The 20846-nt window shown below is 34.2% G+C and carries 22 protein-coding genes and 1 tRNA gene; 12 read left to right on the top strand and 11 right to left on the bottom strand.

The genetic code is table 11. The annotated features are described in order from the left end of the window. The first annotated feature begins 66 nt into the window (after window positions 1-66). Genes thpR through Nisw_RS05095 form a run of 3 tightly spaced genes read left to right on the top strand, consistent with a single transcriptional unit; the run spans window position 67 to window position 2673 of the window. Window positions 67-609 carry an RNA 2',3'-cyclic phosphodiesterase gene (gene thpR / locus Nisw_RS05105; protein ID WP_141977089.1) on the top strand — a complete coding sequence of 181 codons (543 nt, stop codon included), beginning with the start codon at window positions 67-69 and terminating at the stop codon, window positions 607-609. After that, window positions 606-1937 carry a CCA tRNA nucleotidyltransferase gene (gene cca / locus Nisw_RS05100; RefSeq protein WP_141977087.1) on the top strand — a complete coding sequence of 444 codons (1332 nt, stop codon included), beginning with the start codon at window positions 606-608 and terminating at the stop codon, window positions 1935-1937. Before thpR ends, cca begins: the two co-directional genes overlap by 4 nt. Beyond that, on the top strand, window positions 1912-2673 hold the full coding sequence (locus Nisw_RS05095; RefSeq protein WP_141977085.1) for an RIO1 family regulatory kinase/ATPase: 762 nt from the start codon (window positions 1912-1914) through the stop codon (window positions 2671-2673). Before cca ends, Nisw_RS05095 begins: the two co-directional genes overlap by 26 nt. Here Nisw_RS05095 and Nisw_RS05090 read toward each other — a convergent pair. After that, window positions 2674-2747: transfer RNA gene (locus tag Nisw_RS05090), tRNA-Pro, on the bottom strand. Window positions 2748-2803: 56 nt separating this feature from the next. Between Nisw_RS05090 and Nisw_RS05085 the strand changes: the two genes are divergently transcribed. Next, on the top strand, window positions 2804-3013 hold the full coding sequence (locus Nisw_RS05085; protein WP_141977083.1) for a hypothetical protein: 210 nt from the start codon (window positions 2804-2806) through the stop codon (window positions 3011-3013). On the opposite strand, the gene Nisw_RS05080 is transcribed toward Nisw_RS05085, so the two are convergent. Both Nisw_RS05080 and Nisw_RS05075 read right to left on the bottom strand, forming a co-directional pair. Next, the gene (locus tag Nisw_RS05080) at window positions 3014-4162 is read right to left on the bottom strand and encodes an NAD(P)/FAD-dependent oxidoreductase (RefSeq protein ID WP_141977081.1); all 1149 of its coding nucleotides are present in this window, start codon (window positions 4160-4162) and stop codon (window positions 3014-3016) included. It lies immediately after the preceding gene. Window position 4163: 1 nt separating this feature from the next. Next, complete coding sequence (locus Nisw_RS05075) at window positions 4164-4904, bottom strand: SDR family oxidoreductase (protein WP_141977078.1); 741 nt, start codon at window positions 4902-4904, stop codon at window positions 4164-4166. 102 nt (window positions 4905-5006) lie between these two features. On the opposite strand from Nisw_RS05075, the gene Nisw_RS05070 reads away from it, so the two are divergent. Then, window positions 5007-5228: an AN1-type zinc finger domain-containing protein gene (locus tag Nisw_RS05070; protein ID WP_012216169.1), complete on the top strand. Its 222-nt coding sequence runs from the start codon at window positions 5007-5009 to the stop codon at window positions 5226-5228. Here the strand turns inward: Nisw_RS05070 and Nisw_RS05065 are convergent. Both Nisw_RS05065 and Nisw_RS05060 read right to left on the bottom strand, forming a co-directional pair. After that, complete coding sequence (locus Nisw_RS05065; protein ID WP_141977076.1) at window positions 5225-5509, bottom strand: hypothetical protein; 285 nt, start codon at window positions 5507-5509, stop codon at window positions 5225-5227. The genes Nisw_RS05070 and Nisw_RS05065 overlap by 4 nt on opposite strands. Window positions 5510-5542: 33 nt before the next feature. After that, the gene (locus tag Nisw_RS05060; protein WP_141977074.1) at window positions 5543-6100 is read right to left on the bottom strand and encodes a DNA replication complex GINS family protein; all 558 of its coding nucleotides are present in this window, start codon (window positions 6098-6100) and stop codon (window positions 5543-5545) included. A 54-nt stretch (window positions 6101-6154) separates the two neighbouring features. On the opposite strand from Nisw_RS05060, the gene glnA reads away from it, so the two are divergent. Then, a complete protein-coding gene (gene glnA / locus Nisw_RS05055) occupies window positions 6155-7615 on the top strand; it encodes a type I glutamate--ammonia ligase (RefSeq protein WP_141977072.1) in 1461 nt (486 codons plus the stop codon). On the opposite strand, the gene Nisw_RS05050 is transcribed toward glnA, so the two are convergent. Both Nisw_RS05050 and thsB read right to left on the bottom strand, forming a co-directional pair. Next, the gene (locus Nisw_RS05050) at window positions 7612-7890 is read right to left on the bottom strand and encodes a hypothetical protein (RefSeq protein ID WP_141977070.1); all 279 of its coding nucleotides are present in this window, start codon (window positions 7888-7890) and stop codon (window positions 7612-7614) included. The genes glnA and Nisw_RS05050 overlap by 4 nt on opposite strands. A 55-nt stretch (window positions 7891-7945) precedes the next feature. Continuing rightward, window positions 7946-9652 (bottom strand): thermosome subunit beta, encoded by a 1707-nt coding sequence (gene thsB, locus Nisw_RS05045; RefSeq protein WP_141977068.1) that lies wholly within the window; start codon window positions 9650-9652, stop codon window positions 7946-7948. Window positions 9653-9755: 103 nt separating this feature from the next. Here thsB and glyA point away from each other — a divergent pair, with 103 nt between their 5' ends. Continuing rightward, entirely contained in the window at window positions 9756-11078 is a 1323-nt protein-coding gene (gene glyA, locus Nisw_RS05040; RefSeq protein ID WP_141977066.1) for a serine hydroxymethyltransferase, read from the top strand. On the opposite strand, the gene Nisw_RS05035 is transcribed toward glyA, so the two are convergent. After that, complete coding sequence (locus Nisw_RS05035; protein ID WP_141977064.1) at window positions 11079-14456, bottom strand: DNA polymerase II large subunit; 3378 nt, start codon at window positions 14454-14456, stop codon at window positions 11079-11081. 12 nt (window positions 14457-14468) lie between these two features. Next, window positions 14469-15221: a geranylgeranylglyceryl/heptaprenylglyceryl phosphate synthase gene (locus tag Nisw_RS05030; RefSeq protein ID WP_141977062.1), complete on the bottom strand. Its 753-nt coding sequence runs from the start codon at window positions 15219-15221 to the stop codon at window positions 14469-14471. A gap of 65 nt (window positions 15222-15286) precedes the next feature. Between Nisw_RS05030 and Nisw_RS05025 the strand changes: the two genes are divergently transcribed. The 3 genes from Nisw_RS05025 to Nisw_RS05015 all read left to right on the top strand — a co-directional run bounded on the left by Nisw_RS05025 (window position 15287) and on the right by Nisw_RS05015 (window position 16665). Further along, complete coding sequence (locus tag Nisw_RS05025) at window positions 15287-15649, top strand: hypothetical protein (protein ID WP_141977061.1); 363 nt, start codon at window positions 15287-15289, stop codon at window positions 15647-15649. Window positions 15650-15774: 125 nt separating this feature from the next. Continuing rightward, window positions 15775-16377, top strand: a complete 603-nt coding sequence (locus Nisw_RS05020; RefSeq protein ID WP_141977059.1) for a winged helix DNA-binding protein — start codon at window positions 15775-15777, stop codon at window positions 16375-16377. Window positions 16378-16503: 126 nt separating this feature from the next. Beyond that, the gene (locus Nisw_RS05015; RefSeq protein WP_012216180.1) at window positions 16504-16665 is read left to right on the top strand and encodes an AbrB/MazE/SpoVT family DNA-binding domain-containing protein; all 162 of its coding nucleotides are present in this window, start codon (window positions 16504-16506) and stop codon (window positions 16663-16665) included. Window positions 16666-16670: 5 nt separating this feature from the next. On the opposite strand, the gene Nisw_RS05010 is transcribed toward Nisw_RS05015, so the two are convergent. After that, window positions 16671-17057, bottom strand: coding sequence for a hypothetical protein (locus Nisw_RS05010; protein ID WP_141977057.1), 387 nt, complete (start codon window positions 17055-17057; stop codon window positions 16671-16673). A gap of 478 nt (window positions 17058-17535) precedes the next feature. On the opposite strand from Nisw_RS05010, the gene Nisw_RS05005 reads away from it, so the two are divergent. After that, a complete protein-coding gene (locus Nisw_RS05005) occupies window positions 17536-18738 on the top strand; it encodes a Cdc6/Cdc18 family protein (RefSeq protein ID WP_141977055.1) in 1203 nt (400 codons plus the stop codon). On the opposite strand, the gene Nisw_RS05000 is transcribed toward Nisw_RS05005, so the two are convergent. After that, complete coding sequence (locus Nisw_RS05000) at window positions 18715-20160, bottom strand: DNA-directed DNA polymerase II small subunit (protein WP_141977053.1); 1446 nt, start codon at window positions 20158-20160, stop codon at window positions 18715-18717. The two genes, Nisw_RS05005 and Nisw_RS05000, sit on opposite strands and share 24 nt — an antisense overlap. A 110-nt stretch (window positions 20161-20270) precedes the next feature. Here Nisw_RS05000 and Nisw_RS04995 point away from each other — a divergent pair, with 110 nt between their 5' ends. Then, window positions 20271-20777 (top strand): stage II sporulation protein M, encoded by a 507-nt coding sequence (locus Nisw_RS04995; RefSeq protein WP_141978512.1) that lies wholly within the window; start codon window positions 20271-20273, stop codon window positions 20775-20777. Window positions 20778-20846 lie beyond the last annotated feature (69 nt).

Here is a 20846-nt window from a genome sequence, read left to right as displayed (position 1 = left end):
TCAAAAACTAAACTCGTCTATGAAGCTACCGGAAATTATTATAAAGATAGATCAAAGAAAATTGTAATGCGTACTTTTGTGGCAATTGAAATTTCAAATAATGATGTAAAAAATGCAATAAAGAATTTTCAAAATAATTTGAAAATTGATGCAAACCCAATAGACGTAAACCAATTACATTTTACATTACAATTTCTGGGTGAAATTTCCGAAGATTTGCTAGAAAAGATTAGTGAGTCGTTGCAAACAATCAAGTTTTCTGAGTTTAGTATAAACTTGAAGGGTATAGGAGTATTTCCTAAACCTAAATTTCCACGTATAATTTGGATTGGAACAGATGAGAAAGGTGGAGAAAATCTAATTGAATTAGCAAAAAAAGTAGAAAATGTGTTAAAACCATTAGGATTAGTTCCAGATAAACCATTCAAGCCTCACATTACAATATTTAGGATTAAAAAGAAGATTGGAGATATAACAAAAGAATTGAATGAACAAAAACTAGTCGATTTTGGAATACAGAAAATTTTCAGTGTAAAATTGAAAAAAAGTGAACTTACATCTAGTGGACCAATCTATTCTGATTTAGAGGAGGTAATTGCTGTAAAATGAAGAAAACTATTTCCAGTGTAATGAAGAGTGTTATTCCTACAAAAACAGCAGAGAGATCAAAAAAAGAAATTGCAGAAGCTGCATTAGAATTAGTGAAGAAAGAAATTACAAAATTTCCTGAAATTGTTGGGCTAGAGTTTGGAGGTTCATTTGCTAAAGGTACATGGCTATCAAAAGATGCAGATATAGATATTTTTGTAAGATTCAAAAAATCTACATCAGAAGATAAATTTGAAAGAATTTCTAAAAAAATTGGTTTTGATGCGTTGAAAAAATTTTCGCCATACGTGAGATATTCTGAGCACCCATATGTTGAGGCTAAAATGAAGGATACGAAGATCAATGTTGTCCCATTTTATGATGTTAAAGTTGGAGAATGGAAGAGTGCTGCAGATAGGTCACCATTTCACACGAAATTCATGTCAAAATCATTAACACAAAAAATGAGAGACGAGGTTAGAATTTTGAAAACATTTCTAAAAGCAAATAAAATTTATGGTGCAGAAATCGCAAAGCAGGGATTTAGTGGATATGTTTCAGAAGTTTTAATTTTACATTTTGGAAGTTTTGAGAATATTATAAAATCAATTTCTAAAATTGAAGAAAATCATGTAATTGGAAAAACTTCAAAGAAATTTGATACATCATTGGTAATAATTGATCCAATAGATAGTAACAGAAACTTGGCTGCTGCAATTTCTGATGAAAATATTGGAAAATTCATTCTTATCTGTAGAGCATTTAAAGAAAATCCAAAATTAGAATTTTTTAAGAGTAGGAAAGCAAAAGCTTCAAGAAAGTATTGGAAAAATTTACTATCAATAAAATTTAGTTTCAAAACTAGAAGTCCAGATATAATTTGGGGACAAATTAAGAGAGCTACTTCATCATTAAGTACACAATTAGAATTAGCTGGTTTTACAGTACTAAGAAGTAAAGCTTACACTGACCAACAGAATGATGCATATCTCTTTTTCTTTTTAGAATCAACTAAAATTTCTGACACATATGTAAAAAATGGACCAGAGTTTTTTAGAGAAGGTAGTTCCAAAAGTTTTATTTCTAAAAATCTTTCAGGTGCAGAATTAATGTGGGTAGGCAAAAATAAAAAAATCATTTCTCTAGAGAAAAGAAAGTATACAGATGCTGGTAAATTCATGACTAAATTTTTGAAAAATAATCTTCACACAGGCATACCTAAAGGCCTTGAAACTGACTTTAAACATGGTTTCAAAATTAATGTTGGAGAAAAAGGATTAAGCAAATCAATTAAAGAGGTTGCAAGTGAGCTGATTTCAACAGATGGTACATTCATTCATTTCAATTAAGAAATTTGTAGATGAGCCGTACTCAGAAATTCTTGGATATCCAAAAGCAACGTCACGTCAAATAAAATCTCGAATTAGTGAATTAGAAAAATTAGAAATCAAATCAATTTCCTTAACTGGTCCAATGACATTAGGAAAATTAGAAATTCTTGGAAAAGGATACGTAGGTGTAGTTGTTCTTGCAAAAAAAGGAAGTAAAGAAATTGCATTAAAAATTAGAAGAACAGATTCACAAAGAAAAGAAATGAAAAGTGAGGCTAATTTATTGAAATTTGTAAATTCAGTTAATGTTGGACCAAAAATGCTTGGCGTCAGTAAGAATTTTTTGATTATGGAATACATAGAAGGAGAGAAAATTATTGATTGGGTAAATTCGTTAAAGGGTGTAGGTAGTACAAAAAAATTAAAATCAACAATAAGAAAAATTCTTGAAGACTGTTTTAATTTAGATCAAATAGGTTTTGATCATGGTGAATTGAGCAATATCTCAAAACATGTTATTGTTGGAAAAACAAAATCAACTCTAATTGATTTTGAAAGTTCTAGTGTTAAAAGAAGGCCATCAAATGTAACATCAGTTACTCAAGCAATTTTTATTGGTTCAGGAATTTCAAAAAAAGTACAAAAAATTTACAGGAATCCATCCAAAGAAAAGATTATCGAGGCTCTAAAACAGTATAAACAAGAAAAATCTCTTGAAAATTTTGAAAATCTCTTGAAAATTTTGAAATTATAATGGGACCGGCAGGATTTGAACCTGCGACCACTAGTCCCCCAGACTAGTATCATACCAAGCTAGACGACGATCCCTTGTCACAGAGGCACAAAATGAAATTATTAAATCGTCGTATTAACAAACAGAAATTGTGAAAATTTGTAATATTTGTCATAAGATCTCTGCGACTGGTGAAGACCATACAGATTGTGTTCAAAAAAGAAGTATAGAATTAGAGGCTGAAGATTTTAAGAATAGTATTCCCGAGAAATTGAATCTTTCTAAAAATGATAAAGATTTGAGTGTAGAAATGAGGGCTGTTTTGGAACACTTAGCAAGAGAGAAAGATAATTCTGATTGATTAAAGCCATTTTGAGAGTCTTTCTTTTTCAAATTCAAGTTTACTTGAAAGATTTTCAGAAGTTTGTTCAGAAATACTAGTGGAAGGTTTTGATTGTGAAAACATATCTACTTCAATAACTGAAGCAGTATCTCTACCCGATTCGATAAAACATCCCCCTTTTCCATCAAATAATTCAGATTCTTCTTTTGATTGAAGTTTTGAAATAATATTTTTTGCAACAGTAATGCCTTCTCCTTCTGCAAAAACTCCTGCTTTGGGCACTGCTATATTTTCAGTAACAACTAAACTAGTTACATCACCTATTGCAAATACATCTTCAAAAGGAGTTTTGCAGTCTCTATCTATTGCAATAAATCCAGGTTCTTTTGCTAATCCAGAATCATAGATGATTTTTGGGGCAATATGAGGTGGAACTGCTAATAGTAAATCAAATTCAGCTTCACCATTTTCAAAAATTAATTTGTTTGATTCAACTGATTTTATTTTAGATGAATTATGAAAGTTGATTTTTTCAGAATTTACTAATTCAAGGATTTTTTTGCTAACTTCTGGTCCAGCTGCAGGTAATGTAATTGGAGCTGGGCTGTAAAAATCAATTTGAACATCATCACGTACTCCACGCTTTCTGAGCATAGATTCTATCAACAGACTAGCCTCAAATGGTGCTGGAGGACACTTGTATGGCATTCCCATTATAGAAATAGCAATTTTTCCAGAATCAATATTTGCAAGTTTATTATGAATTTCTGAAAGTTGTTCATGATCATACAAATTGAATCCATTTTCTGTTAATCCAGGAATTTTTTCTGGAGCTAAAACTGCACCTAATGATATCACAAGAAAATCATACGATATGTTTTGTTGTTTTGTTTTGACATTTTTGTTTTGCAGATCAATTGATAATATTTCATCTTGTATGAAGTTGATTTCTTTTTTTTCAAGTTCATTCAAGTGACCAATAGAGTTTTCAAAAGTTCTAGTTCCATTGATGATCCATAGTTTAGCAAATCCTACCATAAACCAGTCTTTTTTATCAATTATTGTGATTTTCACTTTAGATGAAGGCAATGAATTTCTTATCTCATTTGCAGTAGAGAGTCCACCAAAACCCCCTCCCAAAATAACAACATGTGGAATATCTGTCAAGTTAACGTTCTTGTGTTGTAGGTCTTATTAGAATTTCATTAACATTAACGTATGATGGTGAATCTACTGCAAACAAAATTGCATTTGCAATATCGTCAGCTTGGAGAGCTTCCATCTTTTTTGTATTCTCTACAAAACCTTTCAATGATTCATCAGTGATTGTATCATTAAGTTCTGTTGCGACAACCCCAGGTTCAATACTTGTCACCCTAATGTTTGAACGAACACTAAATTCTTGTCTTAATCCCTCACTAAATGCTGCAACTGCATGTTTTGTTGCACAATAAACACTACCAGCAGGAAATACAATTCTTCCTGCTACAGATGATAGATTGACAATATGGCCTGATTTTTTTTCCTTCATGTGTGTGATAACTGCTGCAGTAGAATACAACACACCCTTGATATTTACATCGACCATTCTATCCCATTCATCTACTTTGAGATTCTTGAAGAAGCTTAGAGGCATAAGTCCTGCGTTGTTTACTAAAATATCAATAGAATTCCATTTTTCTAAAACAGCTTTTGCAAAATCATCACATTCGGATTTTTTTGTGACATCCAGTTTTTGATAAAATACTTCTCCACCATTTTCAGTTATTTTTTTTGCAAGTTCTTCTAATCTATCAACTCTTCTGGCACCAATAGCAACTTTAGCACCTGCTTTTGATAATGCCAATGCAGTGGCAAACCCAATACCGCTACTAGCTCCAGTTATTATTGCTACTTTATCTTTAATCAAGTAATCACACTAAATTTTCACATCGTAAAAACGTTTAGACGACAAAACAATTCTAAATAAAATATTGGCAACTTTATTAAAAGAAAAACAGTAAATGAAATTATGAAGTCTGAAAAATGTGCATATTGTGGAGATTTAACGGATTTGCCATTTCAATGCAATTACTGCAAGGATCCATTTTGTTCAGAACATAGGCTTCCTGAAGAACATCGATGTGTTAAACTAAGCCAAATCCGAGCAAAACGATTTGGTGAAAAGAAAGTTATCAGAGATGGAGGAAGAGATAGACCAAATATTTTTAGAAGAATTTTTGGACGTTTTTAGTACGGACTTTTTTCAGGAGAAATTTTTGCACGTCGTCCTTGATAAATTAGTGCAATAGCAAGTGCAAACATTACCAATGCAGTTAGTGGAAAGTTTTGTGGTGCTGGTAAAATGAACCAGTAGTATACTCCAAAACCAATTGAAACTGCAGCTTGAGTCCATAATTTTATCCATTTAGGGGCCTTTACTGCTCTGCTAATACCCTCAACAAGAAAGATTCCAATTACAGGATAAATTGTATAGAATAAAAAATCAATTACATCAACGCCCGTATGAGACATTCTAATTAGAAATGAATAAGGTGTAATTTCTATCTAATCTTCCAAACGAACTTTCGTTGCAGCATTTTTGGCAATTAATGCCTGTGCATTTTCATATGGAATAGTGGCAATATCCTCTGTTTTGAATGGTCCATATTTTTCAAGATCAGCACCTACAATTTCATCTACTTCTTGCAAAAATCTTACTGCAACTCTCTTTGTTTTGTGATTTTGAGATAAAGATTCAAGGAATTTTGATTTTCCATTAATTGTTGCAGAAAGAATCATTTCTTTTCTATCTTTTTCTTCTTCTTGTGAGTCTAGAATGAATTTTTCTTCATCAAGCAGAAAACCAATTTTAAGATCTTTTGATTTTAAGATTTTTTCTAATCTAATATTTATCAACAAAGATGTTAGTTCTGTGGCCATTTCTATCATAGCATCTTTAATTTTGCTTTCAACACCATCAAATTCTTGTTTCTTCAGATTTCCTATAAAGTCAGATAGATTTCTGTAAAAGTTTGGATCAATTTCTAGTAAAGAATCATCTTCAATTTCACGTAATACTACATGGTGTAGATAGTTGATATCGATTTGATTTGTTTCGGACATTTCTTACCTAATCCTTAAATGCTGGATGTATTTGTGTTTGATTGAAGTATAAAATTGCCCTATAAAGTCAGTCACGGAAAAGCAATTCAAGTATCGTATTCATCTGACGAGGTTTTCTCAAGAATTCAACATGAAGGAATTCAGTTCATTGATCTTCAATTTACTGGCTTAACTGGTCATTTCCATCACACTACAATTTCTGCTAATACTTTTACTCCCGAACAGATGAGAGATGGGTTACCAAAATTAGATGGTTCATCAATTGTTGGATTTACAAGTATTGATGATTCAGATTTACTCTTAAAACCTGATCCAAATACATTTGCAATAATTCCATGGATGACCGAAAATAAAACTGCCAGATTACTATGTGATGTTTATTGGGGAGAAGACAGAGGTAGATTATCAAGAGATCCCAGAGGAATTTCTCAAAAAGCTGAAGAGTTCATCAAGACACAAGGATTTGATTTTAGTACATGGGGTCCAGAGGTAGAATTTTTTGTTTTTGATAAAGTACATTGGGATGTTCTAACGCCATACAAAGGACAATCTTACTCAATTGAATCCAAAGAAGCTCCATGGAATCAATCAGGTGATGGATATCCTATGGGATTACAAGAGGGATATTATCCTAGTACCCCTGCAGATACTCTTACGCCATACAGAAATGAATGTGTAAACATTCTCAACAAAAATTTTGGAATTTTATGTGATAACCATCATCACGAAGTAGCAACAGCAGGACAATGTGAAATTGATATCAAATATGATTATATGACAAATGCTGCAGACGCTGCCCAATCTTACAAGTATGTAATTAGAAACGTTGCTCAAAAGTATGGTAAAGTTGCAACAATGATGCCAAAACCAATTGCAATGGATTCAGGTTCAGGAATGCATGTTAATGTTAGTTTATGGAAAGGAAAGGAAAATGCATTTTATGATCCAGATGACGAAATTGAATTAAGCCAACTTGGAAGATACTTTTGTGGTGGAATAATTAATCATGCAAAAGCATTATCAGCAATTTGTAATCCAACTACAAACTCCTACCACAGATTAGTTCCAGGTTACGAGGCTCCAGCATACATTGCATGGAGTTCTGGAAATCGTTCAGCAATAGTTAGAGTTCCAAAACATTTGAAAGGCAAAAATTATTCAAATCTAAAGAGATTAGAGTTTAGAGCCCCTGATCCTTCATCAAATCCATATCTAGTATTTGCAGCAGTTACTGCTGCAGGAATGGATGGAGTTAAGAAGAAGATGGATCCTGGAGATGAAGTTCGTGATGATATTTTCAAGATGACAAAAGGTGATAGAAACAAGAGAGGTATAGGAGTTCTTCCAAAGAGTCTTGGAGAAGCACTTGACGAGTTAGAAAGTGACAGAAAATTCCTTAATCCGATTTATACAAATGATGTAATTGATAAAATCATTGAATTAGAGAGAAGAGATCAGCGTGAGATTTCCATCAGACCACATCCACACGAGTTTTATCTGTATTTTGATGTTTAGACTCTTCCACTAAGTTGGAAAATATAGTATAATGAAATTGACATTAGAGCAAATCCACCTCCAAGAAATATTCCTCTTCTTTTCTCTGATGTTGCAGCCTTGTACAACAATACACCGCCTGCAAGACCTACAAACAATACCAAAACCCCTACAACAACACTATCAAAACTGGTGTTAGTAATTAATGGATGAAAGAATCCTGCAAGTAATGCAAAAAATGCAACCAAATAGACATACTTGAAACCAGTAAGGAACTTTGAAGAGGTTTTATTCAATGTTGTTCGTAAAGTTGGTTATCAAATAAACTTTTGAAATTCTTTTCAAAATAATTTACATCATTCCGCCCATGTCAGGCATTCCACCCATTCCAGGCATTCCACCCATTCCAGGCATTCCACCCATTCCAGGCATTCCACCTTCGCCACCACCAGGTGGACCACCAGCAGATTTCTGAGTAGCAATTACATCATCAATTCTAAGAATCATACATGCAGCTTCGGCAGATGCGGATACAATTTGGAGTTTTACTGCAAGAGGTTCAATGATATCACTAGATTTCATGTTACCAATTTTTCCTTTCATGACATCTATACCAGTCCATTTCTCACCTTTCTGTTGTTTTGAACGTAACAAGGTAAGAGTATCAATTGGATCCATTCCAGCATTCTCAGCAAGTGTTAATGGAATTGCTTCTAAAGCATCAGCAAATTTCTCTGCAGCTAATTGTTCTCGTCCTTCAAGAGATTTAGCCCAGTTTCTAAGTTTTGTAGCAGCATATGTTTCGGGAGCTCCTCCACCGGCTACAATTTCTGGTTTTTCAATTACATCTTTTACAACCATTAATGCGTCATGAACAGAACGTTCTACTTCATCAACAACTCTTTGTGAACCACCACGAAGAAGTAATGTTACAGATTTTGGATGTTTACATCCTTCGACAAATACCCATTTGTCTTCCTCAATCTTTCTTTCCTCAACAAGGTCAGCATCACCAAGATCTTTTTCAAAGAGATCATCAAGGTTTGTAACTATTCTTGCACCTGTTGCCTTTGCTAGTTTTGTCAAGTCGCTTTCTTTAATTCTTCTAACAGCGATGATTCCAGCTTTTGCTAGATAGTGTTGTGCCATATCATCAATTCCTTTTTGACACAAGACTACGTTTGCGCCAGAACCAATAACTTTGTCAACCATTGTTTTTAGCATTCTGTTTTCTTCATCTAGGAATGATTTCAATTGTTGTGGATTTGAAATATTGATTTTGGCATCAGTTTCAGTTTTACTGATTTCTAATGCAGTGTTGATTAAAGCAATTTTAGCCTCATTGATTTTTCTTGGCATGCCACCATGAACAATTTCTTTATCCAAAACAATACCTTGAACAATCATTGAATCTTTTATTGAACCACCAGCTTTCTTTTCAACTTTAATGTCATCAATGTCAACATCATAACTCTCTGAGTCTTTTTCTGCAACAGCAAGAACTGATTTTACAATGATATCTGCAAGTAGATCAGAGTCTTTTCTAACAAGTTTTGTTTGCATAGAAGTTTTAGCAATTTTATTTAGAATATTCTTATCATTTGGTGAAATTTTATCTGAGATGCTCTCAAGGAATTGTTTGGCTTTTCTTGCAGCCTTTCTGTATCCATCAACAATAATTGTTGGGTGAACATCTTGATCAATTAATGATTCAGCATTTTCAAGTAAAGCACCTGCCAAAACTACAGCAGAGGTCGTTCCATCTCCAACTTCATTATCAGTTGTTTTAGAAATTTCAACAAGCATTTTTGCTGCTGGGTGTTGGACATCAATTTCTTTGAGAATTGTTGCACCATCATTTGTAATAGTAACATCGCCTAGTGAATCAACTAACATCTTATCCATTCCTCTAGGACCTAAACTGGTATGAACAATTTCAGCTACTATTTTTGATGCAGCAATGTTGTTCTTTTGTGCATCTCTGCCTTTAGTTTCTGAACCGCCTTCTTTAAGCAATACGACTGGCATATTTCCTTTGGAAGTAGCTTGCATACCCATTGATGCAAAAACTCCAGATTCCCCTTTTATACCTTCCAGATCAAGAGTGAGGAATTTGATAGTCTATCGGTGTTTTTAAATTGGGAAAATCAAGTTGCAAAATATGGCAAAATCACAAAATAGAGAATCTTACAATAAAATTTTTACAAAATTAAAGGAACACCACAAATGGTTTGAAAATTCAATTCCATTAATTGCCAGTGAAAACATTCCCAGCCCAGCAGTTAGAGAAGCCATAATTTCAGATTTTGGTAATAGATATGCTGAAGGTTGGCCTGGTGAAAGAGTCTACGCTGGTTGTATCTACATTGACGAGGTAGAGTTTGAATGTATGAAATTAGCTAAAAAACTTTTCAAAGCAAAATTTGCTGATGTAAGACCAATATCAGGAGTGGTAGCAAATCTTGCCGTATATTCTGCTTATTCAAATCCAGGTGATGTTATGTTAGCTCCTTCTATTCCAGCAGGAGGTCACATATCACATGGTAAAAAAGAGCATTCTGGAACTGCAGGATTGGTTCATGGTTTAGAAATTGAATTCTATCCATTTGATGCAGAAGAGATGACTATTGATGTTGACAAGACAAAACAGAAAGTAGAGGAGTTAAAGAAAAACAAACGACTGCCAAAAATTGCAATGTTTGGAGGCTCATTATTCTTGTTCCCACATCCAGTCAAAGAGCTATCAGATTTTCTAAAGAATTATGATATGCACATCAATTATGATGCAGCCCATGTTGCAGGATTAATTGCAGGAGGTAAATTCCAAGATCCACTTCGAGAAGGAGCAGATACAATGACAATGAGTACTCATAAAACTTTGTTTGGACCTCAGGGAGGATTGGTTTTAGGTTCTGAAAAACATGAAGAGCCAATCAAAAAAGCAACCTTCCCAGGACTTACCAGTAGCCACCACATCAACAACATGGCAGGAAAAGCAGTTGCATTTGCTGAGGCATTAGAGTTTGGAAAAGATTATGCTATACAAGTCATAAAGAATGCAAAAACATTAGCAGAGGCATTAAGTGATGCAGGATTCAAAGTCTTAGGTGAAAGTAGAGGATTTACACAATCACATCAAATTGCTGTAAATGTCTTAGATTATTCTGATGGTGGAAAAGTTGAGGCCGATTTGGAGAAAGCCAACATAATTGTAAATAGACAACTAATTCCAGGAGATATCAAGGCTGGAAGAAACTATTTCCATCCAGGTGGAATTAGATTGGGAGTTTCAGAAATTACTAGACTCGGAATGAAGAAAAATGAGATGCAAGAAATTGCTTCATTCATCAAACAAGTGGTAATAGAAAAGAAAGATCCAAAGAAGATTCTTTCCAAAGTAAAATCATTTAGAAAGAATTACCAAAAGGTAAAATTCTGTTTTGACAACAAACTGGGCGGATACGAATACGTCAAATTAAGATAATTAGGCATAATCAGTAAGAAGTGATTGGTCGCCTGGACTTTTCCCAAATACTAATTCAATTTCATCAGAAAGTGCATGGATTCTTCCTCTTTGATATTCACTAACATCATATTTGTCAACAAGTCTTTTTGCAAGTTTTAGATATTTTTCAACAGAACCACGAGTTATTGTGGGAATTAGTTTATGACCACAAACACAAGTTTGGATCAAAGGCATACGACGGTATGATTTACCACAGCCAGTACACCTAAAGTTTTGTCTTGCATATGCCCTCAAATTTCCCATAATGTCAGGTACAAGATGAGTTGAAATTACATCTGAAACAATTTCTGAAGTATTTACAGCATCAATTAATTCGGCATTTCTAACTTGCATATCAAATTTGTCAAGCATTGAACCAAGAGTAGAATATGCACTACGTGATTTTGAAGTTGTCAGAGATGAGGTGGAGTGAGTAAAATAATAATCATAGAACTGCCTTTCTGTTTCAAGTCTAGATTTGATTATCTCAACTGATGAGATATCAGATGCTTTAACTTGTTGTGATGTTGATTCAAAGAATTCCAATGGAAGTGATTTTGTGACTTCTAAATTGTGTGCCTGTGGTTGAGATTCATGTGGCAAAACAAGAGGTTGAACAAGTAGTGGTGCATCCATTAATCCACCTATTGCATCTGAAAGGAATTGTCTGGAGAAATTCAAAAGACTATCCATGAGGAGCATTATAGAGTCTGCATCACCGTCTGCATCTCTTCTTTTTGCAGAATGCCAGTTTGGGGTTGCAAAACATACATGAGTTTCAGAGTACCCAATGATTCTACCTACAATTCCGACTGAAGTATGAGGAGCAAGACCAATAATTAGATGTCCAATTAACTCCTCAGAATTACTGACATTATAGAATGCAGTTTTTCCATAGAATTTTTCTAAAAGTGTATCAATGTATTTACAAATAGAAACAAGATATCTCCCACTCTCATATGGAATAATCACATCTTGCATACGAAGTTCAACTATCTGTTCAGAGTTTTCAAGTGGATTACCATCAATATCATGAGAATATCCTAATTCCTTGAGTTTCTCAATAGATGTTCCAATCCATGATGGTTTGAATTGTGTTAAAGGAGAATTTGTTGCATCAAATCGAACCGTACCATCTTTGAATACTGTTAGTCCAAAGTTTTGTCGAACCAGTCCCTTTTCTAGAGGTTCAGCAATCTTATCTTGGCTGATTAGTTCCTTAACACCTTTGAATGGTTCTTGGGCACGTAAACGGATTTTTTCTTGAGCTTCAAGAAGTTTTGATTTTAATGGAAATTCTTTATGAGAATAAGCTAGAGCGTTTCGTTTACATTTCTCACAAAAAGGCTCCTCAAGCGTATCTCTACAATGAGGGCATCTATAGGTAACAGTTGTTTTTGTACCACATTTTGAGCATTTAATTCCAATTGATGGAATATTACATTGAGTGCAATGTCTGTTGTGAATATTAGTGAAAAAGTGTTCATTTCTAGATGCCTTTAGAAGGTCTCGTGTTGGTCCTCCTTTATCATTAATAGGAAACAACACATGAGTTGGTGGTTTCATCTGTCTAGGTGCTGCTTTCTCAGGTCTTCCAATCCTCACACCAATAGATGTAGAAAATTTATTTCTGATTCTAATTCCAGAAGATTTTGAAATTATTTGAGGAACAGAAGAATCATCAATTTTGGGTTGTTCTCTAAATAACAAATTAAAGAAGATTTTAGCTTCAATGTTTTCAAGGACAATTCCATCATCTCCAACTACATGTGGAGTCCCTAAGTTTTCAAGAATTTTCTTTATTTGTGTAGGATATTGGATTGATGTTTCATTGATTTTTTTAGGTTCCAAAAGTGACTCAAGTTCTTTAGCAGATATCTTATCCCAAAAATAGAGATAGCGAGGGTGAAGAGCCATATCAAAATCAATGGAGATTTTTAGTGCTTCATCTATTGTTGGAATTTTGTTGATAAATTGGGTTAGATATTGATCTTCAGGCTCATATTTTTCGATTTTTTGTTTTAATTCTTCTATCCAATATTCTTCTACATATCCTGATGGAACAAGTTGTGCATTGTTTTCAAGGAAGTCTCCAAAAGATATCAAAATATCTCCAAGGTGAAGTATTTTTTCAATATCATTTTTGATTTCAATTCCATGTTTCACATCCCTGATTTTTACAACATTACCGTTTTTCAAACGAACTACAGGGGTTTCAATTGAATCAACAAATGCTACAGTTGCGCCTTTTCCTGGGATGTCAATTTTGATTTGAGTTCCAACTGCAATCGTATGATCAAGTATCTCAGCTATCACAGGATGTATTCCAACTGCAGCAAAACCAGTATTGCATGATCTGCCATATCTTAGTCGAAATCCGCCTAGTTTGTTAGGCATGGACAAGACTGATCTGCCTGTAATAACTTCATGCATTCTTTTAGTGGCAGCATCCTCTTGTTTTTCACCAGTCTGAACAGCACCTTTTAGATCATTTAACCACTCCCAACCATCAAGATTGTACATTTCAATTCTTTTGAGTAGTTTTTTGGATCTTCCAATAAGACCGTCATTTAGAACACGTAAAGCTCCTCCTCTTACTCTATCGGTTTTGATTCGTGTCATAGATTTATGATTTACAACTTCATAAGGGTCCGTATCTACGCCGTCTAGTTCTACTGGTAGGTTTGAAATCACATGTTCAATATCTTCATCTAAGATATGGAATTGAAAACTACTAGCTTCTCTTTCATAGATTCTTAATTCTTCAACAAATCGGCCAGTTTCATCATCAAAAGAATTGGCTTGAAATTTTGATAATCCTGCAGTCTTTCTGACATGATCTGCTATTAGCATAGTTACGGCAGATTCTGTTCCACCAGCAGAACGCATGGGACCTGCAATAGAGACTGATAGATATTCAGAACCATCCTTGTTTTTCTTTATTTTTACCTCGCTAATTCCTTGTAAAGGGGCAATGGTGACACCTTCTGTAACAATTGCTAATCCAACACGAACTGCCAGATCAAGTTTTTCTTCTAATGTAGAATCAGGTAGGGAGTATTTTCCTTGTGCAATCTCTTTTGAAAGAATAAGTGCAGAGAGTTCTTTTCCGTTAATTTTTAAAAGTTCTCTAAGCGGTTCAGCGATATCAATTTCGTGCATTTTTGCCACACGATCTGCCAGATCAAATGCGATTTTCGGCTCAATTATGCCTGAGGAGTCAACCAGACTTGATTTTGCTGCAGCAGCATTTTCAAAAATAGAGTATGTTTCTGTAGATAGGCTAGAATAGTAATCAAGATAATAGTCAGGCATTTTGATGCCACTAATACGAGAAATTGCGTCGTTTTCAGACATAATAGAGTTCTATTACTTGCTTCTTTGAATTGCTTTTGTTATTTCTTCGAGTTTTTTGAGACTACCGCCTTTCTCAAGGAAAGTACCAATTACTAGAGCGTCAGCTCCTGCTTTTACCAAATTTTGGGCAGTCTTTACATCCTTAATACCACCACCTACAATCAAAAATCCGTTAAACATGTGTCTTACAGTCTTGACCATCTCAGGAGTAACACTAGACTTTGCACCAGAACCTGCCTCAAGATAGACAAATCTCATTCCAAGGAATTGGGCTGCGAGTGCATATGCTGCAGCAATTTTGGGCTTTTCAAATGGAATTCCTCTTGCAGAGCCAACAAACCATGCAGTTGTACCATCACCTATCACCAAATATGCAGTAGGCAGAGGTTCAAGACCAAATTTCAGGACACTTGGTGCCCCTAGGGCCTGTGCTTGTGTGATAAAATATGGGTTTTCAGAGTTCATTAAGGAACTAAACAGGATGGCATCAGCGTCAGGCACAACACCTGTAACGTTTCCAGGGAACAGGATTATTGGTATTTTGATGCCTTTTTTGATGCCTTTTACCACCTGTGCCATCTCTATCTGATCTGTAGCAGATGAGCCACCAACTAAGATTGCAGACGCTCCAATCTTTTCAACATCTTTTGCTAGTTTAGCAGATGCCTCTAGATTTGATACTTCTGAATCTATTAGAACAAACAATAATGCATTTTTCTTTTTTAATTCTGATTTTAGGAATGTTTCAACTTTATTTCCAGTCATAGAAGTGGTTTGTATGTCGCTCTTTAAAGTTTAATTGGAATGCCATTATACAGATTTGTATAGCTATGTCGGAGTTTGAAGGATCTAATTTTAACAATATAATTAAGAAAATTATCAAAAAATCTTTGTTTACAGAGCGACAAATTGAAATTATTTTAAATCAGAAGAATCTCCTTGAGTCAGAGTTTTCAATTTCAAAAGGTGCGTATTATAGGCAAGTTGGGCAGTCTAGGGAGAAATTAGTCTCATTATTCTATTCAATCATACTTTTACGCGGTTTAGGCATCATTTTACCTGATGATATTGATGTGATATCCAAGTTATCTGAGCAGATTAGTGTGATAAATGAGAGTGATATATTCCCAGAAAGAGAGGAAGAGGTCATTAGTGTGATAGATAGGCTCGTTAGGCAGGCATGTAGTATGTGATGTTGTGATAATTCTTTAGTTCAGTTGATTTGATTGATTGTGATAATTGTGTGAGTTTGTTAATCTAAAGTGTGAAATAATGTTGGTCTATCACGATAAATCACAATATAGGCATAAAATTTGTGATGTTAGTTGAGATTCCTGACCCAGAAGTGATTTTGGGTGTGATATTGGCCTTCATTATAGGTTTAGGAGGTTTGTATGGATACTATAAGATTCGCCCATTCATAAAATCAAAAAGTGACATGGTTGATGCATCACAGTCTGAGCGTTTAGAATATTATGAAAGGCAGTTAATTGACATGAAAATACGCCTAGATGCATTAGAAATACAGGGAATTGAGCAAAAAACAGAGGATCCAAATTTAGAGTTAAAGCAGTTCTTAGAAAAATTAGCAAAAAATGAAGTCCAAGAAAAGGAAGTCACAATATCACAAGAGTCTGAAAAAGTTCCTGAAAAACCAGTTCCCACGCCTAAAATTCCCAATATTGAGCACACAAATCCTACCAACTATGTGTTGCATCTAATCACAAACAAAGCTATGACATCACGTGACATACAAGTCACATTAAAGAAGAGTAGAGAGCACACTTCAAGGTTAATGAAGAAGTTATTTGAAGAGGGTCTTGTTGAAAGAAATACTGAAACTAAACCATATACATATTCCATTACTGAAAAGGGAATGGCAAAGGTTGAAGAAGTTGAAGTAAACCCAACTGTTGCCTAAAAGATATCTTTCAAGTTTTTTCAAAGTCATTTTATTTAATTTTAGGCAAAAAAAGTAGTTTTTTATTATCAATTATAATCAACATAATTTATTAAATTATATATATTATTAATTTATAGTCATAATATGTCCATTCAGGAAAACGAGGTCTTGGTAAAAATTACATCAGCTGGAACCATTTCCATTCCAAAACAGTTTAGAAAGTATATGGACATCCAAAAAGGTGAATATGTCAAATTAATACTTGGGAAAGACCGTCTAATTGTGAGAAAAATCACTATTTCTTGATTAATTTAGTGTTGTTTTTGGCCGATTTTTATGGTTTGATAGGTCCATTCTCTACCATTTCTAATCCTATCCACCCTGCCTTTTGATGAAAATCTTGAGAGGTATGTCGAAATTACACTAAGTTTGATAGGTTCATTGAATTCATCTTCGTATTTTTCAAGAATGTTAGTAGATGTGAATTTGCCCATAGGGAAGAATTTATCCACAATATGCCAAATTTTAGAGCCTACAGAATCTATGTTTGTTGTCTCTTGTTCTTCTTCAATATTCATCAAATCCATCATTTCAAATATTTTCAAGACTTTATCTCTGGTTACATTACCTTCAAGTTTGATATCATAACGTGCACCGTCAGAGTCTTCCATATCTATACGAATACGTTTTTTGGCCATGTTAGGATCTAATCGATCTGATGTTAACAGTTCAAATGATCCGCGAAATTTTGTTAACTAAATGGTTTGTTAACGTTGACTGCCTAAGTCACGCCTAACCATTTTTTTGTTATTAACAATTAACCATAATTAAGCCCCCTAAATTAGAAATTAATCATGCCTGGAGTGGAAATAAAGGGGTTAGATTTGAGATATTCACAGTGTTAACATCGATCTTAACGCCTGGAATGGAAATTAAGGGGTCAAAATAACCTTTTTGGGTATTTTCTTAACATCATGTTAACAGTCTGTTAACTTATGAACCAACCCACACACCTTTGTTTCCACTCTTCTTTTTCTTAATTTTTTTTTTGAGAAAAAACAAAAACTAACTAAAAATAATTAATTACAAACTAAACTACAATTACTATTCTATTCTATACTCTCTTAATTCAGATATGGATATGATGATATTGATAGGAAACAAAGGTGTGTGAGTATGTCAGATCCGATTGATAGATTGTTAGACGCAGCTGAATCTGGAAAATCAATTATCAAAAATAGAGAAATCCTTCATTTTACCTATATCCCAAAAACCATCCAACATAGAAATAATGAACAAGAACAGGTTACCCAATCTCTCTTACCAATTCTCAAACAATCAAGACCGTCAAACCTTCTTGTCTATGGTAAACCTGGTACTGGTAAAACACTTGTCGTCAAAAAAGTCATCTCAAAAATCCAAGAGAGAGTTGAAAAATCAAATTTTCCAATAAAACTAATCTATTCAAATGCAAAAAAAGAGACAACACTTTATGGATTATTGGTTAGTTTTGGGCGTCAATTAGGCCTAAATGATAAAGAATTACCCTCAACTGGTTTGGCTATTAGTGAGGTATTCAAAAGAATCCTAAACAATATTGATCAAGAAAAAACCAATGTGGTCTTTGTAATTGATGAAATTGATTATCTAGCTGAATTAGTATCAAAAACTGGAAAGGACATCCTCTATCAATTAACTAGAGCAAATGAGAGCCTTGATACTGGTTCGCTGACTTTGATTGGAATATCAAATGACCTTACATTCAAAGAAAAACTAGATCCTAGGGTGATCAGCAGTCTGGGTGAGGAAGAGATTGTATTTACAAATTATAATGTTGAACAAATAAAGAAGATTCTAGAGGAGAGAATATCAGAAGCATTTGAGGTTGATTCTGTGGATGAATCTGCCCTGAACCTATGTGCTGCCCTAGCTGGCGGAGAGCATGGCGATGCAAGGCGAGCAATTGATTTGATTAGGGTTGCAGGAGAATTAGCTGAAAGACAACAATCAGATAAAGTCACTGAAATTCATGTTAGGGACGCCTCTCAAAAAATTGAAGAAAACAAAGAAGAAACATCTCTCAAATCATATCCTCTCCACGAAAAACTAGTCATACTTGCTATAATGAAAGCAAACGGTTCATCTACTGGGGAAATCTACTCATCATACAAAAACCTCTGTAAGGTAGTAGGACGAGATGAACTGACACAAAGAAGAATCACCCAAATGCTTAGTGAGATCGAACTTTCTGGAATAATCTCTGGAAGACTTGTCCATCAAGGAATTCATGGTAGAACAAAAAAATACAAACTAACAGTTTCCACTGAAATGATAAAAAAAACCTTCAAAGATGATCTAACTTTGCAAGATATTGTCTAGATTAGAATTGTAATTTTGGTGGAAAACCTGAAAAGTCTTCAAATTTACTAACAAAGCAATTCCAGGATTTGGTGTCATTCCAACACTTGCCTGAAATGGTGTCTGTTTTTGCCAAGAGCCTGAATTAACTAACAAAATACCCTTGTACATGTCTAATTGGGCCTTGTGGACATGACCTACATGAAAAATATCTGGAATATCCTCAATGACCATCAAATCTTGCATTTCAGGAGCAATCGGAGTCTGACTACCGTAAATTGGACTCAGGTGTCTTGCCCTAAGAAGATGCTTCATCACATTTGTTGGTTTGTCGTAACTGAGGCCTGGAGTTGTCTTTACAATATCATCAATACTTTGCCCATGAAACATCATTACTTTCACACCATTTAATGAGACGACAGCTGGATTTCCAACCATTATGACATTTTCTCTATCCCATAATCCAGAATTGTATTTTTTTGGTATTGCTGGTTGAGGAAGTGCCCTCCTTCCAGGATCATGGTTTCCAGGCATTATGATAATTTTGATATTTTTTGGAATTTGGTCAATCAAACCTTCAACTTTTTTGAGCTGTTCTTCTATGGTTTGACAAACCAATTCTTTATTCTGATTTGGGTATATTCCGACCCCATCAACTACATCTCCACCAATTAAGATAAATCGAATTTTTCTTGCAGTAGGGTCTGGACTAGATATCCAAGAAATGAATTCTGTTAGTTCTTCTTCCATGAAGTACTTACTTCCAATATGTAAATCAGACAGAAATACAGCATATGCTTCTGATTCAGACTTGTTTGTGGCCTGATCAGGAATATCAGGTAAAATCAAATCTTTTATTATGAATCCTGAATTTTTCCCTACACTAACTCTTGCCATGATAAATTGGTCTGCTAGAAGCGTATCTGCTGTTTTTTGCAGCTCATTATCAAAGATTATCCCTTCAAATGAGCCTGATGGGTCCTCCAAAACCAATTTTGTGACATTTCTCTCACTATTTCTTGTAGTCACTAAACCACAAACATACATGTCATCCTTTGATCTTTCATTTTTGACAAAAGTTAGAGACTTTAACATTCGAGCCTCTGGTCTGTCTGAAATTATTCGTTTTAGTTTGTTAAATCTACTAGAAAATAATGCGTTATACCCCTTTACTCCCTCACCAGTAGTTATCTTATCTGTTGGATCCAACAAAACCTTGACTTCATTTTCTAATGATGGGTCATCCTTGATTCCAAGATATGTCTCTAAATCATCTTGGTTGATTTGAAATAATTTCTGTTTTGTTTTCTCTCTAACAATTTCCTTTATTATTTTCTCTAGTTTTTTCACATCTACATTTTCTAAGATTTTAAAAGCATCTGGATGAATCTGGAATCCTTTGTTTAATGCATAGTTTAATGCAAAGGATAGTTCCTTTTTCATATCAAAAAATATGATATGGTTTAATTAAATCTGCGCCTACGAACCCTCAAATATTGTTCTAATTGTAGTGTATTGTGAATAAACTTCGAATCTCATTGTTTTTCATTTTCATGGGAATCTTTGCAGCAACATATCAAATTGGTTCAATGTCTACTGTAAGCCAAGAAGAAGCAGACGTTTTCATGTCAGAATTTGAAGAACTAGTATTGGATATTGACGGATTTGGAATATTTACTCATAATACAACAATAGCACTTCCAATGTTTATTCCCGGATTTGGTGTTGCGTGGGGGCTTTTTTCAGCCTGGTCGACAGGATTTGCATTTGCAGCAATAACTACAACAACTCCAATTTTAGAACAAATTCCTCCACTAACAATCCTATTTTTGTCTCCATTCGGATTGATGGAACTAACTGCATATTCTTTAGGAATTTCTAGGAGTTTTATTTTGATTAGAGGAATTACCAAAAAAATTGATCTTAGAACCTTCATCAAACCCACGATAATTGAGATTGGAATTGTAGTTGGGTTGTTATTATCAGGTGGATATTTGGAATTTTATATGATTGAGCTTGCCCAAGAACAAGGCCTCCAAATGCCTGGATTGGATATCTAACACCCTTAGGATTTGCCTATTGAGTCTAAAATAATTTAGTAGCAAATTATAAACCAAATTAGAGGACAA

The organism is Candidatus Nitrosopumilus sp. SW, from assembly GCF_006740685.1.
GTDB lineage: Archaea > Thermoproteota > Nitrososphaeria > Nitrososphaerales > Nitrosopumilaceae > Nitrosopumilus.
This window is presented reverse-complemented; position numbering and strand designations above follow the sequence as displayed.